Source organism: Archangium sp. (assembly GCF_036277355.1).
Lineage (GTDB): Bacteria > Myxococcota > Myxococcia > Myxococcales > Myxococcaceae > Archangium.
In genome coordinates, this window is the sequence record NZ_DASUNC010000068.1 from 18829 (window position 1) to 42687 (window position 23859).

Sequence of the window (23859 nt, forward strand, 5' to 3'; positions counted from 1 at the left end):
ACGTTCATGGCTGGCCGCTGGCTTTCTTTGACTCCGCTCCTGCTCACGTCGTGCGTCATGTCTCTTGGTTCTCCGACCCGGTACAACCAATCGTGTTCGACTCCGGGCGGTGCTGCCATCTGCAACGCCTCTGCGCCCACCAGCACCGGGGAAATACTCATCCCGGCAGCGGGGAGAGCGGCTCAGGCCATCAATGCCTCCGTACGAGCCGTCGAGGCAATCCAGGGCTACATCACGCTCCAACGGTTGCTGACCGAGGCTGAAGTAGGCGAGGTGGAGGACTTCCTGAAGGACTGTGCGAAGCAGGCCGAGGCGGACGTCAACCAAGTTGCCCAGAAGCGTGAGGACATCGGCCCATTCAAGAACGGCCAGTTTCCCAATGAGAATGAGTGCAACCGGGTCCTCCGCCTCGAAGGCGATGAGGAAGTGACGCTCGCCAGGGAGCTCGGGCGCCTGAAGCACACGGCTGCCTTCGATTGCGTGAAGGCTCGCCTCTCTTCAAGGTTTCCGGACAATTTCTCCATCGAGCCCAGGTACCGGCGAGATCCAGACCCGGGGACGAGTGGCTATGTTCTGACTGACCGCAAGAGCGGCTCACTCAAGCCAGACTTCGTCCTGCACTTCACGCGGAACGCGACCCGGATCCAGTGTGTTTTTGATTTCAAATTCCCATGTCTCCCCAGGCGAATGGGAAACCCGCTGGGCGACCCGGATACCCTCCAGCAGCTTTTGAGCTACAAACCCTTGAGCATGGAATGCCAGCCTGCGGTGGTGACTCCTCAGCTGGGCCTGACTCGCCTACCTCCATGATGCCCCGCTACCCCCGAATCCGTCTCGTGGGTGCTCCTCCCGTGGACGGAGTGCATGGCGAGGAGTTGCTTGCCCGCGAGGTCGTCCGGCTCGCTTTCTATCTGCCGTATGATCATCCGGACATCGCATCGGGCGTCAGCCTTGCCCTGGACAGCTACATGCGGGCCGTGGGGGAAGGCTCCTCGACCCTCCACGAGGCTTTCATCGATGACGATGAGGGAGCACCGCTTTCCCCGGAACGTTGGAAGTCGATCCGCCAGCGTCTGCGGCCCGAGCGCCATTGGCGCTTCGCCGAGGACTACAGCGAGTCCTACGCGAATCGCGTGGAGAAGAGACGTTACGAGACACAGCTCTTCCTCGACGGAGGCAGTGCTCGGAATGGCTACAGCTTCCGGTATCGAGCGCGCATCCCCTGGCGGGAGCCCGCTGCGAACAAGGTGAGTCTGCTGACGGCGACCGTTCCCACCGAGTACCTGGAGGCCCATGGGCCCGCCCACGTGGCCGGGCTCGCTCGCACGATGGCTTCCCAGCTTCGATTCGCCACGGGGCACGCGGGCCTCGCCCTTCAACTCCACTGGCCCTCGCGGTCCACGGATGACTCTCTTCGTTCCGCGGCCTTCCGGTATCCAGGCATCGACCTGCGCCCGGCCTGGCTGTGGGAAGAGGACGTGGGCTTCCACGTCGATGGTGTCCACTGGCTGAACTTCTTCGCTCCGCCCGTGCTCGAGAAGCTGGGTGGAGCGGGGGGCCTCCGCGAACGGCTCCGCTCCGCAAGCACACGTGTGGAGACGCTCGCGGGTGACCGCGTGCTCGTCTCCTTGGGGGAATGGCCCGAGTCGGGTGACCTGGAGCTGGGGCTGACCCTGCCAGCCTACCGGGAGCTCGCCCACGTCCTCGGGCCACTGCTCGAACCCCTGGAGCGGTCATCTCCCCATACCTGGATGGCCGCCGGGAACTCCTTCATGGGCTTCACCGAGGAACAGGCCCTGAGATGGTGGCGCCGCTTCCTCGACTGAGCACGGCTCAGGGTTGAGGCGGGCTCTCGGGCCGGCCCTCTCCGAGGAAGCGGACCCGGAGGGTGCGCACCACTTCCGCGTCCCAGCGCGTGGAGAGCAGCTCCACGGCGGTGCGCCGGTAGCGCAGCGCGCACGCGAGGCACACCAGCGTGGCCGCCAGCCCGATGACGCTGTTCTGCCAGGACGCCAGGTCCCACTGCCCGTCCCAGAACCACTCGCGCAGGCTGGTGGGCCAGAAGTACCAGAGCGGCCAGCCCGGGCCGCTTCCCGCGAGGTCACACAGCAGGTGGAGGTGGAAGGCCAGCAACGCCAGCAGCCCCACCTGGAGCCGCTGCCGCGCCAGCGCCACGCATACCCCCGCCGTCACCAGCGCGCCCACGTACCCGTGGAAGATGAGGTGGTGGTAGCGCGCGTACAGCTCGCCCCCGCCGAGAATCGTCAGCCCATCCAGGTCCGGCGCCAGCCCCGCGCACACCACCAGCACCCGGTCCTTCCGCGCCTCCAGACGTTGAGTCATCAACCAGGACAGCTCGGCGTGGACGATGGGATTCATTCGGACATTCTGGTGTCAGCGGCCCGTGGTCCGCCAGCCCATGCCGTGGCAGGCTTGCCGCGTCCTTCACTCCAGGAGCGAGTCATGTCCACCCCCTCTCCGCGCAACATGACCGACTACGAGGCCACCCACAGGGCCTTCCAGTGGGAGCGCCCCGAGTACTTCAACTTCGCCACCGACTTCGTCGACCGCTGGGCCGCCGAGCGTCCCGATGCCCCCGCGCTTCAATGGAGTGACGAGGCGGGACACGCGCAGCTCTTCACGTGGAAGGACGTGAAGCAGCGCTCGCTGCACGCCGCCCAGTTCCTCACCAGCCAGGGCCTGCACAAGGGCGATCGCGTCTTCGTGATGATGCCGCGCATTCCGGAGTGGTGGTTCCTCGTGCTGGGCTGCATCCGCGCGGGCATCGTCTTCATGCCCGGCACGCCCATGCTCACCGCCAAGGACATCCGCTACCGGCTGCTGGCCGCGGATGCCAACGGCGTCATCGCCGACTCGAGCTGTCTGGACAGGTTCGAGGGCATGGCGGGCACCGGCCGCGTGGAGACGTGGGTGGCCGTGGGCCACGCGCCCTCGCCCTGGGTGTCCTATGCGACGGGCTCCTCGGGCACCGGCCAGCACGGCGGCAGCTTCGAGCGCACGCGGGCGGATGACCCGATGCTCATCTATTTCACCTCGGGCACCACGGGCATGCCGAAGATGGTGCAGCACACGCAGGCCAGCTATGGCCTGGGCCATCAAATCACCGGCCGCTACTGGCTGGACCTGACCCCCGAGGACCGGCACCTGACGCTGTCGGACACCGGCTGGGCCAAGTGCGCGTGGGGCAAGCTGTTCGGCCCGTGGAGCCAGGGCGCGTGCAACGTGGTGTACGACTTCCGGGGGCGCTTCGACGCGGCGCGCATCCTCCGGGTGCTCGAGCGGCAGCGGGTGACGACGTTCTGCGCGCCTCCCACGGCGTGGCGGGCCCTCGTGCTGCAGGACCTCTCCCAGTACGACCTGTCCTCCATCCGGCACGCGCTGAGCGCGGGCGAGCCGCTCAACCCCGAGGTCATCGACTCGTGGATGCAGGCCACCGGGTTGCACATCCGCGAGGGCTACGGCCAGACGGAGTCCGTGGTGCTGGTGGGCATGTTCCCCGCGCTGGAGCCGAAGCCAGGCTCCATGGGAAAGCCGTCGCCGGGCTTCGACGTGTCCGTCATCGACGGCGAGGGCAGGGAAGTCCCCACGGGCCAGGAGGGCGACATCGCCGTGAGGGTGAAGCCGGTGCCGCCGGTGGGCCTCTTCACGGGCTACCTCAACGACGACGCGGCGAACCTCACGGCCTTCCGGGGCGACTGGTACGTGACGGGAGACCGAGCGGTGAAGGACGCGGACGGCTACCTCTGGTTCGTGGGGCGCAGTGACGACGTCATCAAGACGTCCGGCTACCGCGTGGGCCCCTTCGAGGTGGAGTCGGCGCTGCTGGAGCACGCGGCGGTGGCCGAGTCCGCGGTGGTGGGCGTCCCGGACGAGCGCATCGGCCAGCGCATCAAGGCGTACGTGGTGCTGGCGCCGGGGTTCTCCGCCTCGGAGACGCTCGCCGAGGAGCTGCGCGAGTACGTGAAGAAGACCACGGCCCCGTACAAGTACCCGCGGGAGATAGAATTCGTCACCGAGCTGCCCAAGACGGTGAGCGGGAAGATCCGCCGCACCGAGCTGCGCGCCATGTCCCAGCAGCCCGCGAAGAAGGACTGAGCCTCCTTCCTCGCGGGAGGGCGCCTTCTCAGTGGGACGCCATGGCCGGACCGTGTGCCCCGGCCTCGGCGTGCTCCGCGGCGGCCGGACCCGCCAGGGCGGACACCTCGTGCTCCCGCAGGCGCATCAGCGGCCCGGGGAACAGCCCGCCCAGGAAGGCCAGCACGCACAGCGCCAGCGCGGCGATCCGCTCGCGGGGGAGGAGATCCTCCACCGTGTCGAGCACGGACGCGTGGCCGTGGGCCGGCGCCCCGAGGAAGGTGCGCTGGAAGGAGCGCAGGAAGGTGATGCCATTGATGGCGGTGGTGAGCAGCAGCGGGAGCGCCACCAGCGGATGGGTGCCGAGGATGCCGTGCAGCAGCAGGTCCTCGCCCACGAAGCTCAGCGTGCCCGGGAAGCCCAGGCTGGCGATACCCAGCAGGAAGTAGAGGGCCGCCATCCTCGGGGCGCGGCGCACCAGGCCGCCCAGCCGCGTCATGTCCGCGGTGCCCGTGCGCACCTCGATGGCCCGCACCACCAGCATCAACCCCGTGAGCGGCACCGCCGCCGCCACGCTCTGCAGCAGCGCCCCGGCGAGGCTCTCGGTGTTGCGCTCCGCCAGCCCCGCGAGCATCAGCCCCGACTGGCTCACCAGCAGGAAGCCCACCGTGCGGCGCAGGTCCATCTGGGCCAGCGCCAGCACCGCGCCGTAGAGGGCGCAGAAGAGGCCCACGCCCTCCAGCAGCGGGCTGAAGGCCGCCCACGCCTCGGGCAGCAGCGGCATGGCCACCCGCACCAGCAGGTACAGTCCCGTGTGGGCACTCACCATCAGCATGCCCACGCCAAAGGGCCCCCGCGCCAGCAGCACGGGCAGCCACGAGTGGAAGGGCACCACCGCCATGCGGAAGGCCACCGCCAGCATCATCAGCGCGAGGATGGCCGTCTGCCGCGGAGCGGGAATGCCGCGCGCGAGCAGCTCGGACAGGCCGAGCGGGGCCGCCGCGCCGGACTGCCAGCCCGGCAGCCCCAGCAGCACCACCGCCGCCAGCAGCGGCAGTGAGCCCGCCAGCAGGTAGATGCGGAACGTGCGCACCGCCCGCGCCTCGGGCTCGGCCTTGGCCCGGCGGGAGATGAGCACCTCCGCCGGCAGCAGCATGGCCACCCAGAAGACGAGCATCAGCCCCAGGTCCTGCACGCAGAAGAAGCCGAGCGCGGCGCTCTCGGTGAGCAGCACGGCCCGGAGCGTCGCCATGTCCAGCATCTGGCGCGGACCGGCCGCCACCAGCCCCAGGGTGAGCAGCGCGGTGAGCAGCATCGCCACCACGCTCATGCCGTTCACGCCCAGCCGCAGCACCTGGCCCAGGGACGCCATCGCCCGCGCGCCCTCGCTGGCCTGGACGAGCGCCAGCGCGCCCACCGCCAGCACCAGCGTGAGCGACGCCACCGTCACCGCCACCTTGCGCGCACGCTCCGGCGACAACACCCGCCCGAGCCCCGCCGCGCCCAGCGCCGGCAGCAGCACCATCATCGAGAGAAGAGGAAGGACACTCGCTTGCATCTCACACCGCTCCTGTCGACTTGCCGCCCGACGGCTCGGTGGCCGCACCGTGCCCGGACTCCAACGGCTTGCTCTCCGCCGAACGCGGAGTCCAACCGCTCACCACGCCCACCCACACGCGCTCGGCCTTGTCCACCCACGCGCCAATCCACAGCAGCGGACGCAGCGCCCACTGCTCGTGCAGCACGTCCAGCGCGAAGCGCTCGAGCGCCAGCCGGTAGAAGCGCTGCCGCAGGCTCTCCGGCAGCACGTGGTGGCCCACCGCCACCGTCGGCTGCTTCACGCCCTGGCTGGCCGCGTGCCGCGCCTGCACCTCGCGCAGCGCGGACGGCGCACGCAGCAGCTGCAGGCAGCGCAGGCAGGCGTGGGCCACCAGGTGCACCAGCGCCAGCCGGTACCAGCCCATGCCCACCTCGGCGAACATCAGGCCCACCTGGGTGAGCACCGCGTACGCCAGCGCGCTCTTCACGTCCGTCTGCACGCGCCACACCAGCGTGGCGTGCAGCGCCGTCAGCAGGCCCACCGCCACCAGCACCCCGGACGCCAGCGGCGCGCGCTGCAGCAGCGGCTCGGCGCGCAGCAGCAGGTACAGGCCCGCGTGCACGGAGAGCGCTCCGTAGAAGAGCGCGCTCGAGGGCGTCGGGCCCTCCATGGCGCGCGGCAGCCAGCTGCTGAAGGGCAGCTGCGCCGACTTGCCCATGGCCGCCAGCACCAGGCACAGGCCCAGCACCGTCGCCGGCCCCACGCCCATCACCACCGCCGGGCCCGGCCACGCCCACTCGCCCAGCGCCTCCACCCACTCCGCGCTCCCCGCGTAGTGGTGCAGCAGCACCACCGCCAGCAGCAGGCCGATGTCACACAGCCGGTAGATGGTGAAGGCCTTCAGCCCCGCCCGCACCGGCGTCGTCCGCTCGTGGAAGAAGCCAATCAGCAGCGCCGAGGTGAGGCCCACCAGCTCCCAGCCCACGAAGAGCAGGTCGATGCTGCCCGCCTCCACCAGCAGCATCATCCCCGTGGCGAACAGCGCCAGCAGCAGGAAGAAGCGCGTGAAGCCCGCCTCGCGGTGCAGGTAGTTCACCGAGAAGCGGCCGATGAGCAGGCTGATGGCGCTCGACAGCACCATCATCGTCACCGACAGCCGGTCCACCAGGAAGGAGAGCTCGAAGGTGTACGAGCCCGTGGAGAACCAGGGGCCCACGTCCACCATCAACACGTCCTGGTGGTGCGACAGCATGAAGACGGCCGTCACCAGCGAGCCGATGAGCGACAGCGACAGGGACCACAACACGCACCCCGCCACCGTGCGCTCGCGCGGCGTGCGGTGCACCAGCGTCACGAGCCCCAGCCCCACGAAGGCCAGCAGGGGCCAGAACGGAACCGTGGTGGCGATTCCTCCCACCACGACGTCACTGAGCTGCATGGATGGATTCTCCCTGGACAGAGGGCATGGCGCCGCGGCCCACCACGGGGACGCTCGAGCCCGAAGGCTGCGCCAGCTGAATCAACGCCGGAGGCAGGAAGTCCCGATGCCCACGGTACCAATCGGTCGAGGTGGCCACCACCGGCAGCTTGCTCGAGGGCACGGCCACCGGACGGAAGCCTCCCTTGGGGGTGAAACGCGTCATGACGCCCGTCTCCGGGTCCACGCTCACCAGCTGCACCCACTCGTTGCCCACCAGCTCGCGGATGGGCGCCTGGCGCGCGTAGATGGCCGAGAGCGTCGCGATGCTCGCCTCCACGACGAGCAGCAGGCGCATGGGCTCGTGGATTTCGATCATCTGCCGGGGCAGGCCGGTGCGCAGATCGCTCTCCACGCCATCCATCACCCCGAGCAGGCCGGTGAGGTTGTGGGGCAGCTTGGTGCCGCACCCGTACCGGTCATTGTCCACGCACGAGAAGTAGTACTCGAGGTTGATGCCGGCGCCCACCGGGCCCACCGCCAGCAGGACGCGCTCGAGGATGGAGCCGGTGGGATCGTGCGAGGGGTCGTACGAGACGAGGAAGGCGCGCCGGTCCAGGAAGAGGCCCCGGGAGAGGGCGCGGCGGCCCACGATGCAGGAGGCGTTGGTGACGTGGCCGAGCTCGGGGCGGGCCTGGCTGAGGTCCACCGCGCGCTCCTCCACGTGGCGCAGCGCCGCCTTGGGCGAGAGCCGGGACGGAGCGGACTCGAAGCGCCGGCAGCGCTCGTGCGCGGAGAGGGCCCGCGCCTTGTCCATCTCGCGGCGGAACTCCTCCAGCTCGCCCCGCAGGCTCTGGGGCACGTCCTCGGTGTCGTGGAGCACCACCTCGTCGGTGGTGGTGTTGTGCAGTCCGCCGATGAACCACGTGCCGGCGGGGATGTGGATGCCGCGCTCGCGCAGACGCGCCCGCACCTCGGGCCGGTTGGCCATCTCCGCGAAGAGGCGGGCGTTGGCGCCACCGTGGCGGCCGCCGCACGCGCCGCAGTCATAGGCGGACATGTGCGGGTTGTTGACGCTCACCGCGCCGTGCCCCAGCAGCACCACCAGCGGGGCGAAGTCCTTCACCAGCCCCACGTTGTCCAGCAGGGCGGCCACGCGGTCCGCCTTCTCGTTCACCGTGAAGCCCCGCGGCTTGCCCACCTGGGGCGCGGGCAGCGACTCGTCCCGCAGGCTCGCCAGCTTCGTGCGCGGCTGGGGCACCAGCTTCGCGGCGAGCGCCCGGCGCATCCGGTCCACCGGGTGCGGGAAGAAGACGTGCAGCGGCAGCAGCAGCGCGGAGAGCAGGCCCACCAGCGGCGTCAGCAGCCAGCCGAGCTCCAGCGAGTGCGCCCCGCCGTGCAGCCAGTGGTCGAAGCGGGCCCACAGGGCACGCACCCGCGCGCGGGCCTGCGCCAGGTGCTCGTGCTCCGGGTGCGGTTGCTCCACCACCTCGTGCCCGGGTGTCACCACCACCGGGCACAGCGAGGCGTGGTTCGCGTCGTCCAGGCCCCGGTAGTCCATGGCCACGCCGAAGAAGCCGGCCGCGCCGAACGTCTCGTGCCGGGGGCTCAGCTCCTCGAAGTGCCGGCGGATGGCCTCCTCGCGGTCGTCGATGCAGAAGAACACCTGGAAGCGGGCGCCCCGCACCGTGCGCAGTGGCTCCGGGCGCTGACGGTTCTGCTCCAGGCCGTGCAGCACCTCCGTGCGGTAGCGGTGCTCGTAGGCCTCCTGCCACACCCGGCGGCGCGCCAGCTCGTCGAAGGACTCCAGCCACGTGAGCAGGGTGCGGCGCTGGGCCAGCGACAGCGCGGCCACCTCCGGCGCGGACAGGCCCGCCACCTGCGCGAGCTGGAAGAAGCGCCAGCTGCCCTCCTCCTCCGGGCGCTCGTGGACGACGCGCCGGGAAGGCAATCTGGAGAGCGGGCCCGTGTACTCCAGGCGCCGCTTCGCCACGTCGCGCAGCGCATACAGCTCCAGCGTGAGGCGCACGGCGAGGAAGTCCACCAGCGCGGCCGGAGGTGCCCCGGGCGCGCGGTCCGCGGGGTTGTGCTCCAGGCGGCTCACCATGCCCGCCCACCCGGGCAGCGCCAGCAGCACCCGGACGACATACGCCTCCCACTTCTCCTGGGGCACGCCGAGCGTGTCGAGCGCGGCCAGCACCGTGTCCTGGGCGGACAGGCCCCGGCGCTCGGACTCCTCCAGCTCCTCGTGCAGCCCGGACAGCCAGTGGGGCAACACGCCGCTGCCCCGCAGCTTCAGGGTGCGCCACGCGGCGAACAGCCCGCGCTCACGCTCCGGCATGGGCCAGTGCGACACCCCCTCGTCGAGGTAGGCCGCGCAGGCGCGGATGAGGTGCGGGTTCACCAGGTCGGACGGATCCTCCCCGGTGATGTCCCGCAGCACGTCCCGGTGGCTGCGCACCGTCTCCGGAGCCGGGGCCTCCGGCGTCTCCGGCGTGAGCAGCGGGTTCCGGCAGGCGGCCCACAGGGCACTCACCGCGAACACCTCCGGCTCCTTCGCCAGGCGCTCGCGCAGCGAGGGCAGGCTGCCATTGCCGCCGAAGACGGCCGCCAGCTCCCGTGCCACCGCGCTCAGGTCCGCCGGCTTCCACGACGGCCCGAGCAGCGCCGCCGCGAGGTCATTCATGGTCCAGTCCTTGCCCACCCGATCCATCCAGCCGCGCAGGCCCTCGGTGGAGCGCCGCAGCAGCCGGGTCCTCGCCGCCTCCGGCACGTCCGGACGCAGCCGCCGCGCGGAGGACAGCTCCTCCAGCTTCCAGCGCAGCGAGGCCGCCGTCTCCACGGGGATGGCATGGCGCAGCGCCAGCTGCTCCACCTCCCGCAGCGTGAGGGAGCCCGGAGCGAGCTCCACCACCGGCTGGCCCTCGTGGCGCTCGGCCAGGGCCGCCTCCAGGTCCCCGTCGGTGATGCGGCCCCGCTGGTACAGCTCGCGGAAGCGCGCCTCCGGGTAGTAGCCCTCCGTGCCGAAGACGGCGCTGGCGGCCTCCACCGCCTCGTGGAAGGGCTGGTGCTGGAAGGCATGCAGCGTGTTGTGGTGCACGAACACGCTGATGGGGCCCTGGGCCGGCAGCAGGTGGGCCGCATGCTCCAGCACCTGGTGCAGGTGCTGGCCGCGGTCCACGGGAGTGCCGTGCGGGGAGGGGTGGGGATGGCTCATCGGGAGACGTCCTGGTTCAGGGGGACTTGGAAAGGGGGCTACTGCGCGCCGACGGGGCTGCTACCCGGCAGCTTCTTGCGCGCGGCGAGCGGGTGCGTCGACAGGCCGCGGTGCTGGTCGAGCCCACGGATGTGCAGGTGGCGGCCCGACCGGGAGAACTCGTCCTCCAGCTCGTGCAGCCGCTCCATCACCGTGTGGTCCACCAGGCGCGCGTCCTCGAGGTCCAGCTCCACGTACTTCGCCTCGGCGTGCTTGGAGATCTGCTTCTTGAGCTTGAGGTAGTTGCTGAAGACGGCCGCGTGCCGCACGCGCAGCACCACCTTGTCCCCGAGCTTCTCCTCCTCGATGGCGGGCCGGAACAGGCCGCTCACCGGCGCGCCGTTGAGCACGTGCACCACCAGCTTCAGCGCGATGCCCGCGGCCACGCCCACCAGCAGGTCCGTGGCCAGCGTCACCACCAGCGTGAAGCTGAAGAGGGTGAGCTGCTCCACGCCGATGCGGAACGTCTTCACGAACTCGCTCGGCGAGGCCAGGCGCACGCCGGTGAAGATGAGCATCGCGGCCAGCGCGGCCAGCGGGATGCGGTGGATGAGCATGGGCGCGAACGTCACGAAGAGCAGCAGGAAGAGGCCATGGAAGAAGTTGGACAGCCGGCTCCTGGCGCCATACCCGATGTTGGCCGAGCTGCGGACGATCTCCGAAATCATCGGCAGACCGCCGAGCAGGCCCGCGACGAGGTTGCCCACGCCCGTGGCCAGCAGATCCTTGTCCAGGTCCGAGCGGCGCTTCTGGGGATCCAGCATGTCCACCGCCTTGGCGCTCAGCAGCGACTCGATGCTGCCCACCAACGAGAACATGATGATGTACTTGAGGGAAGGACCCGTGGCGACGGCGGAGAAGTCCGGGAAGGTGACGGCCGACAGCAGGTTGCCCGGCAGGTTCACGAGGAAGTTGGGGCCCACCGAGTACAGGTGGTCGGAGAAGGTGAAGGTGTGCTCGTGGTCCAGATCGAAGTACAGGCCCAGGGGCACCGCGACGAGCAGCACCAGCAGCGGGGCCGGCACGCGCTTGAGGAACGCCACCTTCTTGGACAGCGCCATGTGCCCGAAGAGCAGCACCAGGCTGATGACACCGACGAGGGCGATCTCCGGGTTGAGCCGCCCCAGGCTCTGGGGAATCTCCCCCAGCAGCGCCAGCGGCTCCTTGGCCTTGGGCGCCACGCCCAGCAGCGTGTGGATCTGCTTCGAGCAGATGATGACGCCGATGGCCGCCAGCATTCCGTGCACCACGGAGGAGGGGAAGAAGTCCCCGAGCGTCCCGGCGCGCAGCAGCGCGAAGGCGATTTGAATGGCCGCCGCCACCGCGATGGTGGCCAGCGCGCGGCGGTAACCCAGGGCATTGTCACCCTGGCCCAACTCCTGCACAGCGCCCAGGGCGATGACGATGAGACCGGCCGCTGGCCCCTTGATGGTCAGCCGGGCGCTTCCCAGCCACGAGGCCAGGACGCCGCCCACCACCGCGGTCAGGATGCCGGAGACGGGCGGGAAGCCGCTCGCCATGGCGATACCCAGGCACAGGGGCAGCGCGATGAGGAAGACCAGGAAGCCAGAGACGAGATCGCTCTTCCAGGTCGCCGCGTCCGCCTGCTCGGGACGGGGCGTGGAGGAAGGCGTGGAGGGGGATTGCATGGGTTTCGATACTCCTCGTGCTCGCAGGCGGGCGGGCCGTGGGGACGGCGCCGGGTTCCTGCTTCGGACTTCCGGGGGATGGGACGAGCCGCGCTCCGGTTCCCGCGTTGGATTTTTTTCCCCGTTTCCCGCTTGTTCCCTCTCTTGGCATCCAGGCGAGCGGAGCCGGTGGCCCTTGGGTTGTTGGCTTCACCGAAAAAACAAGATGAGTGGGAACCGGCTGACGGTTCGTTCCGTCTGGAGGGTGGAAGTCATGAAGAGGCGAGGACGGGAGAGGCAGGCCTCCCGTGTCCGGTAACGAGCGGGCCCGGTTCGAGGCCGAAGTCGAAGCGCTCATGCCCCGGCTGCACCGGTTCTGTCTGACGCTCTGCAAGGATCGGGAGGAGGCGGAGGATCTGCTCCAGGATTCCCTGGTGCGGGCGTACCTCCACCGGGACAGCTACCAGGGGCACGGCTCCTTCTTTGGCTGGCTGTGTGGCATCGTCCGCAACCAGTTCATCGAGAGCCGGCGGTCCGCGGCCCGGCGCCGCTCGCTGCTGGACAGTGTGTTGGAGGGAGCGTCGTCGGTGCTGGGTTCTCTCTTCACGGGTGGGGTGGAGCAGTCGGATCCGGAGTCGCGGGCCTGCCAGTCCGAGGAGTCGGCCATGCTGCTGCGCGCCCTGCATGCCTTGCCGGAGAAGTACCGGTTGGTGGTGTTGCTGTGTGATGTGGAAGAGCTGGGCTACGAGGAGGTGGCCTCCATCCTGGGGATGCCCGTGGGGACGGTGAAGAGCCGTCACTCCCGGGGCCGGGCCCAGTTGGGAACAGCCTTCCAGGCGGAGCTGGAGCAGGAGTGCGCGGTGCGCACAGGAGGAGGCCCGTGAGCAAGGACGAGGAGACCCAGCTGCCGCCGCTGCCCGAGGAGGCGCGGTTCGCCATCCAGGCCTTCCGCTCCGAGCGTCCCTCGCAGCAGGCCCGCTTCCGCATCCACGCCGCCCTCCAGGCGGCCGAGGCCGGCCAGTCCGCGCCGCGGCCTCCGCCGGCTCCGAAGCACTCGGGGTGGCGGGCGTCCGCCGGGTTCCGCGTGGCCATGGGCGCGGTGCTCACGGGCGCCCTCATGCTGGGCGTGACGGTCAACCTCGACGGCGACGACTCCCAGCTCATCTCGCACGAGTCGCTGCCCGCCCGGCACCTGTCCGTCCAGCTTCCCAAGGAGGGCTTCGGCTGGGTGGAGCTCCCCTGGAACATCGACGAGCACCCCGAGGGCAAGGCCGTGGTGCACATGGAGACCCCGGCCGAGATGAACTTCCACGAGCACCACGCCGGGCACCTGCCCTCCCTGCAGCTGGTGAGCTGCGAGGCGGACCGCTGCCTGCACCAGTTCGAGGCCCCGAGCGGCCCGTCCGCCCAGCCGCTGCGCGTGCGCATCCACAAGCCGGGCCGCTACGAGTTCCGCGTCTCCCACGCCTCGGATGACCGGCAGATCAACGAGCGCTTCGTGGTGGACGCCGGGCACTGACGCCCCCGGTTCCAGGCCCTGGCATGAATGGGGCATTGTGCCCCACGGGGCATTGTGCCCCGCGCCCGTGGACGGGTTGGACATCGCGGGGCGGGCCGTGGTGTGGAAGGCGGCATGACGCTCGCGAGGAAGCTCGTATTCGCCCTGGTGCTGCTCGCCTTCGCGGTCATCGCGGGGCTGGAGACGGTGGAGGTGCGGCGGGAGCTGTCCCGGTCCGCCCAGGACATGCAGCATGATCATCGGTTGCTCGGCCATGCGCTGAGCGGCTCCTTCGTCCGGGCCTGGGAGCTGGAGGGCGGGGAGCAGGCGCTGCTGTTGCTGTCGCAGGCCAACCGCTTCCAGGAGCAGGTGAAGCTGAGCTGGCTCTGGCTGGACTCGCCGGAGGCGGCGGAGCTGTCCGCCGAGCTGCGGGAGGAGCTGCTCGCGGGCAAGGACGTCTCCTTCGTGGACGAGCAGCGGGGGCCGGGCGTGCTGCGCTCCTTCACCCCGGTGGGCATCGGCCCCCGGCGGGGCGCCATCGAAATCACCGAGCCCCTGACGGAGCAGCGCCTGCACGTGAGCCGGACGGTGCTGGGCATGGCGATCGCCACCGGCGTCATCTTCCTGGCCTTCCTGGGGGTGGCCATGGCCATGGGCCACCAGCTGGTGGGCCGCCCCGTGGAGCAGCTGGTGGAGTTGACGCGGCGCATCGGCCAGGGAGACCTGGAGGCGCGGGTGCACCTGCGTCAGAAGGACGAGCTGGCCACGCTGGCGGACGCGATGAACCAGATGGCCAGTGGGCTGGCGGCCGCCCGCGCCCAGGTGGCGGCCGAGACGGCGGCGCGCCTGGCCACGCTCGAGCACCTGCGGCACGCGGACCGGCTGGGCACGGTGGGCAAGCTCGCCTCGGGCGTGGCCCATGAGCTGGGCACTCCGCTCAACGTGGTGCTCGGCCGGGCGAAGATGATCGCCTCCGGCGAGGCCGAGGGGGACGAGACGCGGGAGTGCGCCCACATCATCACCCAGCAGGTGCAGCACATGACGGGCATCATCCGGCAGCTGCTGGACTTCGCCCGGCGGCGCGAGCCCCAGCGGGCCCCGGAGGACCTGGCGGAGCTGGTGGCGCGCACGCTGCGGCTGCTGCACCCCATGGCGACGCGGCGCGGCATCCTCCTCGCCAGCGAGGCCGAGGGGCCGCTGCGGCTGGAGGTGGACGGCGGGCAGATTCAACAGGCGCTCACCAACCTGGTCGTCAACGGCATCCACGCGATGAAGCGCCCGGGCACCCTGCGGGTGCGGCTGGGCCACGCGCGGGCGCTGCCCCCGGTGGAGCTGGGGGGCCCCGAGGCGGAGTGGGTGCGGGTGGACGTGATGGACGAGGGGGAGGGCATCTCCCCGGAGACGCTCCCGCGCGTCTTCGAGCCCTTCTTCACCACCAAGGATGTGGGCGAGGGGACGGGCCTGGGGCTCTCCGTCTCCTATGGCCTCATCCGGGACCATGGGGGATGGATATCCGTGAGCAGCGAGCCCGGGCGTGGGAGTTGCTTCTCCATCTTCCTTCCACCTGAAGCGGGCGGGCCGCGAGAGGCAGAGGCATGAGCGCGACGAAGGGCCGCATCCTGGTCGTCGAGGACGAGCGGGAGATGCGGGCGCTGTTGGAGAAGGGGCTGGCACGCCGGGGGTTCATCCCCACGGTGCGAGGCCGTGCGGACGAGGCCTTCCCACTGCTGGAGACGGAGGACTTCGACACCGTGCTGACGGACCTGCGCATGCCGGGCATGGACGGGCTGGCGCTGTGCGAGCGCATCGTCCTCAACCGGCCGGACATTCCGGTGGTGGTGCTGACGGCGTTCGGCACGCTGGAGACGGCGGTGGCGGCCATCCGGGCGGGGGCGTACGACTTCGTCACCAAGCCGGTGGACGTGGACGCGCTGGTGCTGGTGCTGGAGCGGGCGGTGCAGCACCGGGCGCTGCGCGAGGAGGTGCGCCGGCTGCGCCAGGCCCTGGGGGACGCCTCCGCGGACGGGGGCTGGGTGGGGGAGAGCCCGGCGCTGCGCCGGGTGTACGAGCTCATCGAGCGGGTGGCGGACTCGGACACCTCGGTGCTGATTACGGGGGAGAGCGGCACGGGCAAGGAGGTGGCCGCCCGGGCCCTGCACGCCCGGAGCCGGCGCCACGCGGGGCCCTTCGTGGCCATCAACTGCGCGGCCATGCCCGAGCAGCTCCTGGAGAGCGAGCTGTTCGGCCACGCCCGGGGCGCCTTCACCGACGCCAAGGCGGCGCGCACCGGCCTCTTCATCAAGGCCAACGGCGGCACCCTCTTCCTGGACGAGGTGGGAGAGATGCCCCTGTCCCTGCAGCCCAAGCTGCTCCGGGCCCTGCAGGAGCGCACGGTGCGCCCGGTGGGAGGCGACTCGGAGCTGCCCTTCGACGCGCGCATCGTCGCCGCAACGAACCGGGACCTGGAGCTGGCCGTGGAGGAGGGGCGCTTCCGCGAGGACCTGTACTACCGGCTCAACGTCATCGGCCTGGAGCTGCCCCCGCTGCGCGCCCGCGGCAATGACGTGCTGCTGCTGGCCCAGCGCTTCGTGGAGCACTTCGCCGGCCGCAGCGGCAAGCGCGTGCTGGGACTCAGCCCCGCCGCGGCCCAGCGCCTGCTCACCTACACCTGGCCCGGCAACGTGCGCGAGCTGCAGAACTGCATCGAGCGCGCCGTGGCCCTCACCTCCTACGAGCAGCTCACCGTGGAGGACCTGCCCGAGCGCATCCGCGACTACCGCGGCTCCAACCGCGCCCAGGCGGACGATGTCTCCGAGCTGGTCTCCCTCGAGGAGATGGAGCGCCGCTACATCCAGCGCGTGCTGGAGGCGGTGGGTGGTAGTCGTACCCTGGCCTCGCGCATCCTCGGGGTGGACCGGAAGACCATCTACCGCAAGCTGGGCCGGCGCAACGCCGGCCCCGAGGACAAGGACGACAAGGCATGAGCGGGGCCTCCCGCCCTCTGGCATGCCGCGTGCTTCCTCCGGGCACCCCCTTGGAGGCAGGACCCCGATGCGCCAGACGCAGGAGACGAAGCAGGTGCGTGGTACCCCCCCCATGAGCGTGAGCCCGGTTCGCGGGGCGGCGCGCCTTCTCGCGGTGGGCGCGGGGCTGATGCTCGCGCCCGCGGCGCTCGCGCAGCCGACGCGCGCCACGGAGGAGAACCGCGCGAGCATGGATCGCTTCTTCCCGCTGTCGGAGAGCGCGGCGACGCCGCCCACGTACGTGCGAGCGGAGACGGCGGGCCAGACGACGTCGAGCGACGCGACGCAGGGCTATGGGATTTCACAGCGGTTGGAGTTCGTGGTGGTGAAGGGCCTGTCGCTGCGCGTGGGCGCGGAGATGCGCAACGCGACGTATGGCTTCACGCCGAGCGCGCAGGCGAAGTACCAGTTCTGGCGGCAGGAGGAGCACGGGCTGAACGCGTCGGCGGGCCTGCGCTACAAGCAGCAGGGCTTCCAGTCGACGGGGGGCGAGGCGGAGGCGTTCTTCGCGGCGGGCAAGCGCTTCGGCAACGTGCTGGCCACGGCGAACTTCGTGGTGGGCCGCGAGCTGTCGAGCCCGGAAGGAGACGTGGAGGGCCACGTGGGCCTGGGCTACCTGGTGATGGAGAACCTGGTGGTGGGCCTGAACACGCGCTACCAGCACGAGTTCGAGACGGAGAAGGCGGGCCGTCACCCGGGCCGTGAGTTCGAGCTGATGACGGGCGGCATGGTGGGCTACGGCTTCGACATCGTGGAGCTGTCGTTGCTGGGCGGCTACTACATGCCGCGCGCCTCCAACAGCAGTGGGCCGATGGCGATGCTGCGGCTCGGCCTCAACTTCTAGTCGGAGTCTGTGTGCCAGGCCCCTCTCCTTTGGGAGAGCGGGCCGGGTGCGGATTACTCCTGCAGAGCCGGAGCGGGCGTGGGTGACGGATCTGGCGCTGAGGCGCCGAGGCTTTCGAGTTTCTGCAACCAGCTCGCGAAATGCGGGCATTCCTGCCGGATGAGCGCGAGCCCGATGCGGCTTACCGCAAGCGAGCCGAAAACCGGCTTGTCGTACTTTGGGAACAGCTTCAACAGCCGCTTCGAGGGCGCGGTTTCTGGAGAGTCGTTGATGTGCTCTGGGCTCTGGAATGCCGCCCGGATGTCCTGAAGTTGTTTGAGTTGGAGCGTGTCCGCACCCAAGACATCGCCGACCTTCCGCACATCGCTGAAGAGCAGTGCCTCGAACTCATGGACTTGAATGTAGGGAATGAATCGGGGGTCATTGATCTCGGCTGCAAACGCGTGTTCGAGCTGTATCGCCCAGTCAAGGGGGCGTCCCTCTTTCCGGATGCCCGCTGGCGCCGGAAAGTCGCTGGGTAGGGCGTAGTAATCAAACATGGTGGAAACAAGTGCCTGCTTGTCTTGTTTCAGCCAGGTTTGAATGTCTTTGCGCGCTTTGGTGTAGCTGACCAGACCGCCCCGATAGATCTGTTGCTTGCGGCGTCCGGTCTCAACGCAGCGAGCCGTGGCGAATACCTGGAATTGACCGAGGTGAGGGGCGAGCAGATCTCGGACGAAGGTCTCCTCTGTCTGTCCCTCAACGATGATATTCAGCCGGGTCATCGAGAGGGTCTCCCTCCCAGGACATTCTTCATCCACAGCTCGCCCAGGCTGTATTCCTCCAGCCAGTGCTCGAATTCCGTACGTTGTAGCCGCCTGAAGACAGATTGCCCGCCGGAACGCTCGACGATGATCAAGTCCTCGAGCTCCAGCAAATCAATGAGGGGAACGGATTGCGTGGCGATGATGAGCTGAGTCCGGGTGGAGGTACTCCGAAGGAGTGAAGCAAGGACATTGATGGCGTAGGGATGGAGTCCCAGTTCTGGTTCGTCAATCAGGATGGTGGACGGAAGCTCCGGCTGCAGAAGGAGTGTGGCCAGACAGATGAAGCGCAGGGTGCCGTCCGAGAGTTGATGCGCAAGGAATGGGAAGTCAGAGCCCTGTTCCCTCCATTCCAAGGCGATCGTATTGGGGTCGAATGGCCATGGGCGAAGAGAAAAATCGTCGAAGCTGGGCATGACCAGCCGGACGGTGTCCCGAATCTGCTCATACTCGCGAGGGTTTTGTAGCTGTAGCCGGTATAGGAATGCAGCGAGATTCCCAGCGTCTGCTCTGAGCGTCTGGTTGTCGTTGATAGCGCCAGGAAGCTTCACTTTCGCCGCATCACTCGTGTCGTGGAAGTGGTAGACCCTCCAGCTTCGGATCGCGGGAACGACGTAGTCTGCTACCCTCCAGAAGGTTCCGGACTTCGACGTCATCCTTTCTGGCGCCAAGCTCTCTGCGTGACCCGAACCGAGGTTCCAACGCGGCTCGCCGCGAGGAGCATCGAACCACAGGGTCTCGTTGGAGAAGATGAGGCGATTATCGACTGTGGGTACCAGGTCGATGATGTAGCCATTGCGACCAAAAAAGAGCCCGGCTTCGAGCTGGGGGGTCGTCCGGCGGCCATAATGCAGCAAGGCGTCGGGGCCCCCTCGCTGTGCGACATGGAATTGGAGACGGCCCTCGATCAGCTCGTTCAGCAACTTGAAGAAAGAGATGAAATTGCTCTTCCCCGCCCCATTCGCGCCGATCAGGACGTTGAGTTGACGCAGCTCCAGATCCTCCAGGGAGCGGATGGATTTGAAGCCCTTGATGGTCAATTTCTTGAGCTGCTGGGACATGGTACGGAGTTCCAACCGACGAGGCCGAGCGAATCCTACAGGCACCACCTGCCTCAAGGTCTCATATCTTCAGCGGGATGCGCATCCAGCTCCTCGCGGTCGAGCGAAGCGGGCAACAACGCATTGGCGAGAATCCCGACGAGCGCCGCCAATGCCATCCCATGCAGCTCCAGGTGCACGCCGCCGAAGGCCACGGGAATCTTCGCGCCGCCGAGCCCGAGCACGAGGATGAGGCTGACGACGATGAGGTTGCGGCTGTGGGCGAAGTCGATGCGCGCCTCGGAGAGGGTGCGGATGCCCACGGAGGCGATCATCCCGAAGAGCAGGATGCTGACGCCGCCGAGCACGCCGGGCGGGAGGCTCTGGAAGACGGCGGCCAGCTTGGGCGAGAGGCCGAAGAGCATGGCGAAGCCGGCGGCGATGCGCAGCACGGCGGGGTCGTAGACGCGGGTGACGGCGAGCACGCCGGTGTTCTCCGCGTAGGTGGTGGCGGCCGGCCCCCCAAGCACCGCCGAGGCCATGTTGGCGATGCCATCGGCGAAGAGGGTGCGCGGCAGGCCGGGGTGCTCGAGGAAGTTCTTCCCCACCACGCGGCCGTTCACGATGACGTCGCCGATGTGCTCGATGAAGGTGACGAGCGCCACGGGGGCGAGCACGAAGATGGCGCTCCACGAGAACGTGGGGCCGTGGAAGGGCGGCAGGCCCAGCCAGGCGGCCTCGCGGATGGCGTCGAGCCTCGCGGGCTCCACGGCGCCGAGCACCAGCGCGGCGAGGTAGCCGGTGATGACGGCGATGAGGATGGGAATCATCTTGAAGAGGCCGCGGGCGAAGACGCTGGTGACGATGGCGGCCAGCAGCGTGACGAGCGCCAGGCCCCAGTGACTCTGTGCCTGATTCACGGCGACCCCGGCGAGGCTCAGCCCGATGACGATGATGACGGGGCCGGTGACGATGGGCGGAAACACCTGCTGGACGCGGCGGATGCCGACGAGCTTCACCAGCGCGGAGAAGACGAGGTACATGGCGCCGGCGGCGACGAGCCCACCGCCCACGGCGGCGGGGCCCTCGGCCTTCAGCACGGCGATGATGGGGGCGATGAAGGCGAAGCTGCTGCCCAGGAAGATGGGCACGCCCAGCCCGGTGAGGACGTGGAAGAGGAGGGTGGCGAGCCCCGCTCCGAAGAGGGCCACACTGGGATTGAGGCCGGTGAGCAGCGGCACCAGCACGGTGGCGCCGAACATGGCGATGGTGTGCTGGAGGCCCAGCACGACCTTCTTCTGGAGCGGGAGGGGCATGGCCCCGCCTTAGAGCTTCAGGGGCAGGGTCCGCAAGCGCTTCCCGGTGAGCGTGAAGAGGGCGTTGGCCACGGCGGCGGCCACCGGGCCCATGGGCGGCTCGCCCATGCCCAGCGGCTTGTCCCCGTCGCCCACCAGCAGCGTGTCGATGTCCGGCGCGTCCCTCATCGTCAGCAGCGGGTAGTCGTAGAAGTTCTCCGCCTCCACCCGCCCGTCCTCGAGCGTAATCCGCTCGGACAGGGTGGAGCTCAGGGCCATCATGATGCCGCCCTCCACCTGGGCGGTGGCGCCGTCCGGGTTGATGACGAGCCCGCAGTCCACGGCACAGGTGACGCGGTGCACGCGCGGCCGGCCGTTGTCCACGGAGACCTCGGCCACCTGGGCCACCACGGTGTTCATGTCCACGGAGCACGCGAGGCCGCGCGCCCGGCCCTCGGGAGCGGGCGTGCCCCAGCCGGCCTGCTTCGCCGCGGCCTCCAATACCCGGCGGAACCGGCGCCCCAGCTCGTCGTCGCCGAGGTGCTTCAGCCGGAAGGCCAGCGGATCCTCTCCCGCGGCATGGGCGAGCTCGTCCATGAAGCCCTCGAGCGCGAAGGTGTTGGCCAGCAGGCCCAGGCCCCGCCAGGTGGCGGTGGGCACGGGCAGCCGCACGCGCTGGGCCCGTGTCCGGCGGTGGGGCATGGCGGCGTAGCGGATGGTGGCCCCGCGCCAGGAGCCCGGGTCCGCTCCCAGCACCACGCCCGCGGCCTCGGGGATCAGCGAGAAGAGCACGTCACCACTGGCCTGCTGGTGCTCGAAGGCCAGCACGCGGCCGGACTCCTCCAGCGAGGCCTTCAGCACATGGTGCGTGGGCGGGCGGAAGAAGCCATGGCGGAACTCCTCGGCGCGCGTCCACCCCACGTGCACCGGCCGGCCCGTGGCCCGCGAGAGCCGCGCGGCCTCGATGGCGGCATGGGCGTCCAGGCGCCGGCCGAAGCCACCTCCCAGGTACATGGGCACGAGCTCGACGCTCTCCTCGTCCCGCTCCAACGCCTTCGCCACCTGCTTGCGGATGCTCCCGGGTGACTGGGTGGCCATCCACACCCGCACCCGCTCCGGCTTCACCTCCACCAGCGCGGCCTGCGGCTCCAGGTGCGCGTGCGCCGCCAGCGGCGTGCGGTACTCGGCGCTCAGCTGCTTGCCGCGTCCCAGGTGCTCCGGCACGTCGCCCTCGTCCTGGACGAGCACGCCCGCTCCGTCCTTCACCGTCGTCCGCGCGTCCACGTCCGCCTGCTGGAGCGACTCGCCCCGGGTCCACTCCAGCTCCAGGTGCGCCAGGGCCGCGTGGGCCTGCTCGCGGGACTCGGCGGCCACCGAGGCGAAGTCGCTCCCAATCAGCACCTCCACCACGCCGGGCTGCTGGCGCGCCTTGCCCTCGCGCGCGGCGCGCAGCGTGCTCCCCAGCCGCGGCGGCCGGGCCGTGGCCCCGTACAGCATGCCGGGCAGCCGCTGGTCATAGCCATACACGCCCTGCCCGGTGAGCTTGGCCTCCAGGTCCACGCGCGGCATCGGCTTGCCAATGACCTGGAAGTCCTTCGCCGGCTTGAGCGCGGGGGGCTGCTCGGGCACTTCCCACGTGCCCGTGTGCTTCGCCACCACCTCGCCGTAGCGCAGCGTCTTCCCGGGCTGCTCCCTCACGCTCAGCGTCCCCGCCGCGGCTACGACTGAGCTGGCCGGCACGCCCAGCTGACGAGCGGCCTCGGCGCGCAGCATCTCCCGCAGCGTGGCGGCCGCCTCGCGCAGGGGCTGGTACAGGCCCACCACCGTCATGCTCCCCGAGGTGCCCCGGTTGTCCACCGGCCCATGTGTGGTGGTGGCGTGCACCGCCTCCATCCGCTCCCAGGGGACCTCCAGCTCCTCGGCGGCGATCTGCGCCAGCGCGGTGTGGATGCCCTGGCCCATCTCCACCTTGGGCAGGTGCAGGCGCACGCGATCGTCCGGAAGCACCTCGAACCAGACCGTGGGGTCCAGCGAGTCCCCGGAGGGCGTGAAGCCCTTGTCGAAGGCGCGAGCCACGCCCAGGCGGATGGCGGGCAGGCCCAGGGCGAGCGCCCCCACGCCTCCCACGCCGAGGCCCAACAGGAACTGCCGGCGCGACGGGCGCCAGCCCTTCTTCGTAGCCACCGCGTCACTCATGGCTTCGTCTCCTGCGCCAGCTGCTGCGCCGCCGAGAGCACGGCCTTCTTGATGCGGCAGTAGGTGCCACAGCGGCAGTAGTTGTTCTGCATGGCCTCCACCACCTGTTCGGGCGTGGGGCTCGGGTTGTGCTCCAGCAGGGCGGCGGCGCTCATCATCTGCCCGCTCATGCACCAGCCGCACTGGGCCACCTGCGCGTCGAGGAACGCCCGCTGCACGGGGTGCAGCCGGGGCTGGCCATCCGGCCCCGGGGTGGACAGGCCCTCCACGGTGCGGATGCGCGCGCCCGTCAGCGTGGACGCGGGAGTGAGGCACGCCCGGGTGGCCACGCCATTCACATGGACGGTGCACGCACCACAGATGCCGGCACCACAGCCGAAGCGGGTGCCGACCAGTCCCAGCTCGTCCCGAAGAACCCACAGCAGCACGCGGTGGGGGTTCTGGTCGGGAACCTCGTACTCCCGGTCGTTGATGGTGAGCTTCATGTGTTTTCCGGGGGGGCGGGCAGGGGGTTCTGCTCCCTCTGCCAGGGGGGAGCAGAAGATAACCCAGCGCGAGGGCGGGCGCTTCGGGTTCGCATCCCTCCGCCTGCCCCCACGCTCGCCGCTACCCCGGGTGCGCATTCCGTGGAGTGTGCTTCTTTTGCGTGTTGATGAACGCCGCCGGAGCCCTTCAGCATGACGCTCCGCATGAAGAAGACAGCGACCTCCGCTCGTTTCCTGGCCGGGCTCCGTCGTGGAGCCGCGTGGCTGCCGTGTCTGGCCTTCCTGGTGATGTGGCCGTTCAGCTACGGCTTCTACACCTCGTTCGGACTCGACACGGACCGGGACCAGGAAGGCGCCGTGAAGCGGGCACATCATCGGCTCCGCTGGCCGGGGGATGGCTCCTTCTGGCTGGGGGGCGAGTCGTTCTGGCTGCCGGCCTCGGAGCCCCTGGATGCCTTCGACCTGGGAGGCGCCTTCTTCCGTGCGCCGCGCAGGCCGCAGCCGCGCTCCTCGTGGAACCGGGTGGGCTTCTGGTTCATCCGCGAGGAGCACCCGCGGCCCCTCGTCCCGGTGCCGTCCGTGGTGAAGGCAGGGGCATTCTGGGTGGGCGTTCCGAGCTGGTTGCCCGTGTTGCTGCTGGGGCTGTGGCCCGCCAAGGCGTGGCTCCGTGGGCGGCGGATCGCGAAATCCCCCGAGTCCCGGTGAACGAGGGCCCACTGCCATTGAAACACTCGCAACC

At 69.7% G+C, this 23859-nt stretch carries 19 protein-coding genes; 9 read left to right on the top strand and 10 right to left on the bottom strand.

Features of this window, described 5'->3' with window-relative positions; genetic code table 11:
* The first annotated feature begins 6 nt into the window (after positions 1-6).
* Positions 7-810, top strand: coding sequence for a hypothetical protein (locus VFZ09_RS18005; RefSeq protein ID WP_329728823.1), 804 nt, complete (start codon positions 7-9; stop codon positions 808-810).
* Between the two features lie 41 nt (positions 811-851).
* Positions 852-1826, top strand: coding sequence for a type VI immunity family protein (locus VFZ09_RS18010; RefSeq protein WP_329728824.1), 975 nt, complete (start codon positions 852-854; stop codon positions 1824-1826).
* Between the two features lie 7 nt (positions 1827-1833).
* Here the strand turns inward: VFZ09_RS18010 and VFZ09_RS18015 are convergent, their stop codons facing one another.
* On the bottom strand, positions 1834-2379 hold the full coding sequence (locus VFZ09_RS18015) for a metal-dependent hydrolase (protein WP_329728825.1): 546 nt from the start codon (positions 2377-2379) through the stop codon (positions 1834-1836).
* An 84-nt stretch (positions 2380-2463) separates the two neighbouring features.
* Here VFZ09_RS18015 and VFZ09_RS18020 point away from each other — a divergent pair, with 84 nt between their 5' ends.
* Complete coding sequence (locus tag VFZ09_RS18020) at positions 2464-4116, top strand: acyl-CoA synthetase (RefSeq protein ID WP_329728826.1); 1653 nt, start codon at positions 2464-2466, stop codon at positions 4114-4116.
* Between the two features lie 28 nt (positions 4117-4144).
* On the opposite strand, the gene VFZ09_RS18025 is transcribed toward VFZ09_RS18020, so the two are convergent.
* From VFZ09_RS18025 to VFZ09_RS18040, 4 genes are read right to left on the bottom strand one after another with little or no spacing between them, the layout of a single operon-like run.
* Positions 4145-5653 carry a complex I subunit 4 family protein gene (locus tag VFZ09_RS18025; RefSeq protein WP_329728827.1) on the bottom strand — a complete coding sequence of 503 codons (1509 nt, stop codon included), beginning with the start codon at positions 5651-5653 and terminating at the stop codon, positions 4145-4147.
* 1 nt (position 5654) lies between these two features.
* A complete protein-coding gene (locus VFZ09_RS18030) occupies positions 5655-7073 on the bottom strand; it encodes a proton-conducting transporter membrane subunit (RefSeq protein WP_329728828.1) in 1419 nt (472 codons plus the stop codon).
* Positions 7060-10269, bottom strand: a complete 3210-nt coding sequence (locus tag VFZ09_RS18035) for a DUF2309 domain-containing protein (protein WP_329728829.1) — start codon at positions 10267-10269, stop codon at positions 7060-7062. The genes VFZ09_RS18030 and VFZ09_RS18035 overlap by 14 nt, the downstream gene beginning before the upstream one ends.
* A gap of 38 nt (positions 10270-10307) precedes the next feature.
* Positions 10308-11957 (bottom strand): SulP family inorganic anion transporter, encoded by a 1650-nt coding sequence (locus VFZ09_RS18040; protein WP_329728830.1) that lies wholly within the window; start codon positions 11955-11957, stop codon positions 10308-10310.
* Between the two features lie 287 nt (positions 11958-12244).
* Between VFZ09_RS18040 and VFZ09_RS18045 the strand changes: the two genes are divergently transcribed.
* From VFZ09_RS18045 to VFZ09_RS18065, 5 genes are all read left to right on the top strand, one after another.
* Positions 12245-12820: an RNA polymerase sigma factor gene (locus tag VFZ09_RS18045; RefSeq protein ID WP_329728831.1), complete on the top strand. Its 576-nt coding sequence runs from the start codon at positions 12245-12247 to the stop codon at positions 12818-12820.
* A complete protein-coding gene (locus VFZ09_RS18050; protein WP_329728832.1) occupies positions 12817-13455 on the top strand; it encodes a hypothetical protein in 639 nt (212 codons plus the stop codon). The genes VFZ09_RS18045 and VFZ09_RS18050 overlap by 4 nt, the downstream gene beginning before the upstream one ends.
* Before the next feature lie 114 nt (positions 13456-13569).
* Entirely contained in the window at positions 13570-15033 is a 1464-nt protein-coding gene (locus VFZ09_RS18055) for a HAMP domain-containing sensor histidine kinase (protein WP_329728833.1), read from the top strand.
* The gene (locus VFZ09_RS18060) at positions 15030-16418 is read left to right on the top strand and encodes a sigma-54 dependent transcriptional regulator (RefSeq protein WP_329728834.1); all 1389 of its coding nucleotides are present in this window, start codon (positions 15030-15032) and stop codon (positions 16416-16418) included. Before VFZ09_RS18055 ends, VFZ09_RS18060 begins: the two co-directional genes overlap by 4 nt.
* Before the next feature lie 67 nt (positions 16419-16485).
* Complete coding sequence (locus tag VFZ09_RS18065; RefSeq protein ID WP_329728835.1) at positions 16486-17301, top strand: hypothetical protein; 816 nt, start codon at positions 16486-16488, stop codon at positions 17299-17301.
* Positions 17302-17354: 53 nt separating this feature from the next.
* On the opposite strand, the gene VFZ09_RS18070 is transcribed toward VFZ09_RS18065, so the two are convergent.
* Genes VFZ09_RS18070 through VFZ09_RS18090 form a run of 5 tightly spaced genes read right to left on the bottom strand, consistent with a single transcriptional unit; the run spans position 17355 to position 23120 of the window.
* A complete protein-coding gene (locus VFZ09_RS18070) occupies positions 17355-18065 on the bottom strand; it encodes a DUF4276 family protein (RefSeq protein ID WP_329728836.1) in 711 nt (236 codons plus the stop codon).
* Entirely contained in the window at positions 18062-19165 is a 1104-nt protein-coding gene (locus VFZ09_RS18075; RefSeq protein ID WP_329728837.1) for an AAA family ATPase, read from the bottom strand. The genes VFZ09_RS18070 and VFZ09_RS18075 overlap by 4 nt, the downstream gene beginning before the upstream one ends.
* Before the next feature lie 53 nt (positions 19166-19218).
* Positions 19219-20460, bottom strand: a complete 1242-nt coding sequence (locus VFZ09_RS18080) for a uracil-xanthine permease family protein (RefSeq protein ID WP_329728838.1) — start codon at positions 20458-20460, stop codon at positions 19219-19221.
* 9 nt (positions 20461-20469) lie between these two features.
* Entirely contained in the window at positions 20470-22635 is a 2166-nt protein-coding gene (locus VFZ09_RS18085; protein ID WP_329728839.1) for a xanthine dehydrogenase family protein molybdopterin-binding subunit, read from the bottom strand.
* Positions 22632-23120, bottom strand: coding sequence for a (2Fe-2S)-binding protein (locus tag VFZ09_RS18090; protein ID WP_329728840.1), 489 nt, complete (start codon positions 23118-23120; stop codon positions 22632-22634). Before VFZ09_RS18090 ends, VFZ09_RS18085 begins: the two co-directional genes overlap by 4 nt.
* Positions 23121-23324: 204 nt before the next feature.
* On the opposite strand from VFZ09_RS18090, the gene VFZ09_RS18095 reads away from it, so the two are divergent.
* Complete coding sequence (locus tag VFZ09_RS18095; protein ID WP_329728841.1) at positions 23325-23825, top strand: hypothetical protein; 501 nt, start codon at positions 23325-23327, stop codon at positions 23823-23825.
* Positions 23826-23859: the final 34 nt, after the last annotated feature.

What these genes read in the sequence shown, in the direction of transcription:
- VFZ09_RS18030 (WP_329728828.1), bottom strand. Translation starts at nt 7,073, where the DNA reads ATGCAGCTCAGTGACGTCGTGGTGGGAGGAATCGCCACCACGGTTCCG.
- VFZ09_RS18060 (WP_329728834.1), top strand. Translation starts at nt 15,030, where the DNA reads ATGAGCGCGACGAAGGGCCGCATCCTGGTCGTCGAGGACGAGCGGGAG.
- VFZ09_RS18055 (WP_329728833.1), top strand. Translation starts at nt 13,570, where the DNA reads ATGACGCTCGCGAGGAAGCTCGTATTCGCCCTGGTGCTGCTCGCCTTC.
- VFZ09_RS18005 (WP_329728823.1), top strand. Translation starts at nt 7, where the DNA reads ATGGCTGGCCGCTGGCTTTCTTTGACTCCGCTCCTGCTCACGTCGTGC.
- VFZ09_RS18015 (WP_329728825.1), bottom strand. Translation starts at nt 2,379, where the DNA reads ATGAATCCCATCGTCCACGCCGAGCTGTCCTGGTTGATGACTCAACGT.
- VFZ09_RS18025 (WP_329728827.1), bottom strand. Translation starts at nt 5,653, where the DNA reads ATGCAAGCGAGTGTCCTTCCTCTTCTCTCGATGATGGTGCTGCTGCCG.
- VFZ09_RS18075 (WP_329728837.1), bottom strand. Translation starts at nt 19,165, where the DNA reads ATGTCCCAGCAGCTCAAGAAATTGACCATCAAGGGCTTCAAATCCATC.
- VFZ09_RS18080 (WP_329728838.1), bottom strand. Translation starts at nt 20,460, where the DNA reads ATGCCCCTCCCGCTCCAGAAGAAGGTCGTGCTGGGCCTCCAGCACACC.
- VFZ09_RS18020 (WP_329728826.1), top strand. Translation starts at nt 2,464, where the DNA reads ATGTCCACCCCCTCTCCGCGCAACATGACCGACTACGAGGCCACCCAC.
- VFZ09_RS18035 (WP_329728829.1), bottom strand. Translation starts at nt 10,269, where the DNA reads ATGAGCCATCCCCACCCCTCCCCGCACGGCACTCCCGTGGACCGCGGC.
- VFZ09_RS18065 (WP_329728835.1), top strand. Translation starts at nt 16,486, where the DNA reads ATGCGCCAGACGCAGGAGACGAAGCAGGTGCGTGGTACCCCCCCCATG.
- VFZ09_RS18090 (WP_329728840.1), bottom strand. Translation starts at nt 23,120, where the DNA reads ATGAAGCTCACCATCAACGACCGGGAGTACGAGGTTCCCGACCAGAAC.
- VFZ09_RS18070 (WP_329728836.1), bottom strand. Translation starts at nt 18,065, where the DNA reads ATGACCCGGCTGAATATCATCGTTGAGGGACAGACAGAGGAGACCTTC.
- VFZ09_RS18085 (WP_329728839.1), bottom strand. Translation starts at nt 22,635, where the DNA reads ATGAGTGACGCGGTGGCTACGAAGAAGGGCTGGCGCCCGTCGCGCCGG.
- VFZ09_RS18040 (WP_329728830.1), bottom strand. Translation starts at nt 11,957, where the DNA reads ATGCAATCCCCCTCCACGCCTTCCTCCACGCCCCGTCCCGAGCAGGCG.
- VFZ09_RS18095 (WP_329728841.1), top strand. Translation starts at nt 23,325, where the DNA reads ATGAAGAAGACAGCGACCTCCGCTCGTTTCCTGGCCGGGCTCCGTCGT.